Below are 3,953 nucleotides of genomic sequence, written 5' to 3'. Positions count from 1 at the left end.
AAAATAGATCCCTGACTTCTCAAAGAAGTCAGGGATCTGGATGGGTTTAAACTATTGCCAATACTGGTTGACTTACTGCTGCATTAACAGATGTTGATTCAGAATCAGCCCCATAGATTTCGCAAGCGTTATTGGGACTTTCCACCAATTTAACTTTGTAAAGTGTTGCACCTAATTCTTGAATAGGCGATCGCAGAGTATTACTAATATAAAGAGCAATATTTTCCGCAGTTGGCACAACCTTATTAAAGAAAGCAACATCTTTATTTAAGAAAGTATGATCAAATGGCTCAATCACATAATCTGTAATTATCTGATTTACAGCCCCCAAATCAATCACCATACCCTTAGAGGAGTCAATATCCCCTTTTATGGTCACTTCCAATTGATAATTATGTCCATGTCCATTTACACGGGCGCATTTACCATAAATTTCCGTGTTTTTTGCCAAACTCAAATCAGGGTGTGCCAATCTATGAGCAGAGCTAAAATGAGTGCTAATACTCAAATAACCCTCCATACCCTGACCCGAATAATCTGCCCAAAGCTGATGACTTTCAAACAGTTTAACGTTGGATAGTTTCACTCCCAATTCATCAATGGGTGATTCTAGAAGACCATGAATGTAACGAGAAATATTCTCTGTAGTGGGGACAATATCGGCAAAATAAGGAACATCCTCATTTATACAAGAGTGATCAAATATTTTCACCACATAATCTTCCACCACTCGATTTAAAGCAGCTACATCCACAATCATGCCAGTACGGGAGTCTATTTCCCCTTCTACAGTCACCTCTAGATGATAATTATGTCCGTGAGTCTGAGTACACCTACCATATTTATCCACACTGAGGTTAGGCGCTAGGCGGTGAGCAGCGCTAAAATGGGTCCTGATGGTTAAATTAGCTTGTTTTCCCTCTCCTTGATAATCTGCCCAAAGTTGAGGATGTTCAAATAACTGGACGCGCACCAAAGGTAAATGGGGTGATAACCGTTCCCAAATCACTCGCGCAATATTTTCCGTCGTGGGGAGAGTTTGTTGAAATTCTGTCCACACATCATTGAGATAGGAAAAATCTAGTTGACTGGTAACTTCCTCTTTGATGACGTGCTTCACATCGGACAGATTTAATACCATACCATACTCATCTAATTCCCCAATCATAGAGATGAACAAGACATAGTTATGTCCATGTCCAGGAAATTTCGAGTAAGCACCAAATTTTTCTAAATTCTCGATTTCACTCAGTTCGGGGAACCAATACCGACCAACTGCTGAAAACTGATCGCGGCGATTAACAATACATTGCATGAGTATACTGGGAAGAGAATTTAATATTTCTTAAACTTTGACTATTTACAGCATAAACCAATTTGTTACTTAGCGATCGCTGAGTTTTCCGAAAATACTTGGCAATTGAGTCAATACAAGTAACGCTATAATCGGAGATTGAGATTAACGAACGGGTTCAAGTCCGGGGTTCTGTATATCAATTTTGGATTAATCTCAAATCCGAAATTTAAAATCTAAGATTGTGATCACAAGTTTACAAAATTCTTTAGTTAAACAAATCCGCAAGTTGCACTCCACAAAGGAGAGAAATAAGCAACAACTATTTTTATTAGAAGGAACACATTTGCTGGAAGAAGCTTGTGCGGTTTCCTATCCCTTAGATGCGGTATGTTGTACCTCACAATGGCATGAGACACATTCCCAACTCTGGGAAGTCATTTGTCGTCAGTGCTATCGGGTGGAAATTGTCAGTCCAGAAGTTCTAGCAGCAATGGCTACAACTGTCAATCCTGATGGTATAGTAGCGATAGCGAAGCGCTGCTGCAAGCAGATCGCTCAAAAAGAAGCACAACCAAGACAAATTCCTTGCACTGGCTTAGTTCTGGCTTTAGAAACTGTCCAAGATCCTGGTAACTTAGGAACTATGATTCGCACAGCTGCAGCCGCAGGTGCATCAGGTTTGTGGTTAAGTGAAGATAGTGTAGATTTAGATAATCCCAAGGTTTTACGGGCTTCTGCTGGACAATGGTTTCGCTTAAATATGGCCGTAAGTGCAGATTTGCAAACCACTGTTCGGCAAAGTCAGCAAGCAGGTATGCAGGTAATAGCTACCTTACCTAATGCCGATTTAACCTATTGGCAGGTAGATTGGCGTAAACCTAGTTTAATATTATTGGGTAACGAAGGGGCGGGATTATCAGCGGATTTAGCCGCATTAGCGGATATCCATGTGAAAATTCCCCTCAGTCCCGGAGTAGAATCTTTAAATGTAGGCATCACTGCTGCTTTAATGTTATATGAAGCTAAAAGACAGACAATTTCTCAGTAATTACGGCTTGATGAATAAATCCAAAACTTACATACATTAGGAGTTTCAGGGTTGAAAAAGTGAATCAGGTGCAAGAAATAAGCGTTGAAACCATTCATTTTCATTTACCTATTACTTTCTCAGATTTGAGACTATTCTTACCTCCTTCTAATTCTTCCTCCTGACTCCTGACTCCTGACTATTTGTTTTTTTGCTCTAAATACTGTTCAATATCAGCAATTGCATCTTCCCAAGCAGCTAGATCAAAAGTATGAGTATTTTCACTACTTTCCTTGTTTGTAGAATTACTTATATCTGATATGACATGATCCGGCATAGTATCTTCTAACTGATTGAGGAATTCCTCTATATCTTGATCAACAGAATTGCTTTGAGAGTCTTTAATAGGTTTCATAATATTCATAAGAGAATCAAGATTGATGTATGTAATGGTAAGTTGCAGTGACTAATCCAACCTTCTATATGAACATGAATAAATTTGTGAAAAAAGGCTTAATCTGGCTGGGTATAGCTACTATTACCTTGAGTTTAATGGCGTGCGATCGCCTGTTTCCTCCTCAAGGTGATATAGTTGAAAGAGTCAGTGATGGTGATACATTAGTGTTGAAAAATGCTGATGGTAAAAAGTTCATAGTAAGGTTTGCTTGTATTGATGCTCCAGAAATACCCCATTCTCAGAAAGAAAAAAAGAGTAAAATTACTAAAGATGTCAATCAGTTTGCTTGGGGGATGAAAGCAAAAATACGGATAGAGGAATTGATCAAACAAACAGATAATCGTGTACAGTTAAATATCACAGATAGCGATCGCTATGGCAGAAAAATTGCCGAAGTACGTTTAAAAGATGGCACATTTTTACAGCAAGTTTTGCTAAAAGAAGGATTGGCTAAAGTATATCGTTCTTACTTAAGCAAATGTCCAGACAAGGACATATTACAACAAGCCGAAGCACAAGCGCAACAGCAAAAAGTTGGCGTTTGGAGCGATAAAAAATTTGTTGACCCTTGGGATTATCGGAAAATAAATAAGCAAATTAGAGATTAGTGGAAACGGAACTAATGAGTTGAACTGGGAGTACACCTAAAAGGTAACCGTTCAGGGGGTAGGAGAGCGATAGCTACGCTCGCCGCAGTTTCTACCGCCAATTCAGAACCAAAATGAGAATATTTAGCACTTCCAGCACCATCAGCAACTGCGCCCACAATCACATCCTTAAAAATGCGATAATTTCCGCAATCTTGACAACGTATTTTTTGCTGTTCATGACTCGTTCCCGTTGCAGAACGCGCTATAGCTTTCCAAACCACAATAAATAAATCCTGTATATTTTATTAGACTTTATAACCCCTCTCCAAACCTCTCCCCTACAAGGTGAGAGGCTTTAAAACTCCCCGTTTCACCACTTATCTTTTCCTTTCATGTTCCCTCTCCTCATAGGAGAGGGTTAGGGAGAGGTTCTTCTAGCTTATACACCATCTAAGTAGTAAGTAGTGAGACAGAATTAATTACACAATGTCATTGGGAATGGAACGAAGTGAAATGAAGCAATCGCAAGGGTTGTGATTGCTTCCCTTCGCTCGCAATGACTGTAAATATTTTTGTCCAATT

General features: G+C 39.2%; 3 protein-coding genes and 3 pseudogenes. 2 read left to right on the top strand and 4 right to left on the bottom strand.

The genetic code is table 11. The annotated features are described in order from the left end of the window. Window positions 1-46: 46 nt before the first annotated feature. Window positions 47-496, bottom strand: a pseudogene (locus tag CA730_RS26565) (6-pyruvoyl trahydropterin synthase family protein); the annotation flags it as partial. Between the two features lie 42 nt (window positions 497-538). Further along, window positions 539-1,315 (bottom strand): annotated as a pseudogene (locus CA730_RS26560) (6-carboxytetrahydropterin synthase); the annotation flags it as partial. A 223-nt stretch (window positions 1,316-1,538) separates the two neighbouring features. Between CA730_RS26560 and CA730_RS04505 the strand changes: the two are divergent. Then, window positions 1,539-2,345, top strand: a complete 807-nt coding sequence (locus tag CA730_RS04505) for a TrmH family RNA methyltransferase (protein ID WP_096664499.1) — start codon at window positions 1,539-1,541, stop codon at window positions 2,343-2,345. A gap of 178 nt (window positions 2,346-2,523) precedes the next feature. Here the strand turns inward: CA730_RS04505 and CA730_RS04500 are convergent, their stop codons facing one another. Continuing rightward, on the bottom strand, window positions 2,524-2,748 hold the full coding sequence (locus CA730_RS04500) for a hypothetical protein (protein ID WP_231939974.1): 225 nt from the start codon (window positions 2,746-2,748) through the stop codon (window positions 2,524-2,526). Window positions 2,749-2,813: 65 nt separating this feature from the next. Between CA730_RS04500 and CA730_RS04495 the strand changes: the two genes are divergently transcribed. Continuing rightward, a complete protein-coding gene (locus CA730_RS04495; RefSeq protein ID WP_096664497.1) occupies window positions 2,814-3,389 on the top strand; it encodes a thermonuclease family protein in 576 nt (191 codons plus the stop codon). An 86-nt stretch (window positions 3,390-3,475) separates the two neighbouring features. Here CA730_RS04495 and CA730_RS04490 read toward each other — a convergent pair. Further along, window positions 3,476-3,652: pseudogene (locus CA730_RS04490) on the bottom strand (protein phosphatase 2C domain-containing protein); the annotation flags it as partial. Window positions 3,653-3,953: the final 301 nt, after the last annotated feature.

It is taken from the genome of Dolichospermum compactum NIES-806 (genome assembly GCF_002368115.1).
In the GTDB taxonomy this organism is placed as follows: domain Bacteria; phylum Cyanobacteriota; class Cyanobacteriia; order Cyanobacteriales; family Nostocaceae; genus Dolichospermum; species Dolichospermum compactum.
Note: the sequence above shows the minus strand (reverse complement) of the source record. Positions and strands in the feature narration are given on the sequence as shown.